The sequence below is a fragment of the Streptomyces sp. AC627_RSS907 genome, assembly GCF_019049165.1.
Window position 1 is genome coordinate 1 of record NZ_JAGMUE010001001.1, and the last position, 804, is coordinate 804.

The window sequence follows — 804 nt, forward strand, 5'->3', positions numbered from 1 at the left end:
AGGCGGGTCCGCGATCGGCCGACGCCGCCGCGACGGCCACCGCCGAGACCCCCACCCACGAGAAGGGCAAGGCCAAGCCGAAGCCCAAGCCCCGGCCGAAGGCCGTCACCTTCGAGGGCACCGTGGCGCTGAGCAACTGCTCCGGCGCCGTGGTCAAGCTCCCCGGCTCCGCCGACCGGGACCCGGCCCTGGTCATGTCCAACGGCCACTGCCTGGAGGGCGGATTCCCGGCCCCCGGCGAGGTCGTCGTGGACCGTCCGTCGAGCCGCACCTTCACGCTCCTCGACGCGCGCGCCGGCGACGCGGGCACGGTGCGGGCGACGAAGGTCGCGTACGCCACGATGACGGACACCGACGTGTCGCTGTACGAGGTGGACGCGACGTACGCGGAGATCAAGAAGCGGTTCGGCGTCAAGCCGTTGGCGCTCGCGGCCGAGCGCCCGAAGGCCGGCACCGCCATCAGCGTCGTGTCGGGCTACTGGAAGAAGCGGTACACCTGCTCCGTCGACGGCTTCGTGCACGAACTGCGCGAGGGGCGGTGGACCTGGAAGGACTCGGTGCGCTACACGCCCGAGTGCCAGACCATCGGGGGCACCTCGGGCTCGCCCGTCGTGGACACCGCGACCGGCGCGGTGGTCGCCGTCAACAACACCGGCAACGAGTCCGGTGGTCGCTGCACGGACAACAACCCGTGCGAGGTGGACGAGAACGGCAGGGTCACCGTCCGGAAGGGCATAAACTACGCGCAGCAGTCGTACCAGATCACCCGCTGCGTGGCCGACGGCAACACGGTCGACCTGAGCC

General features: G+C 71.0%; 1 protein-coding gene. It reads left to right on the forward strand.

The genetic code is table 11. The annotated features are described in order from the left end of the window. The coding region (locus KUM32_RS39890) for a serine protease (RefSeq protein WP_217146613.1) at positions 1 to 804 on the forward strand (804 nt) is incomplete at both ends.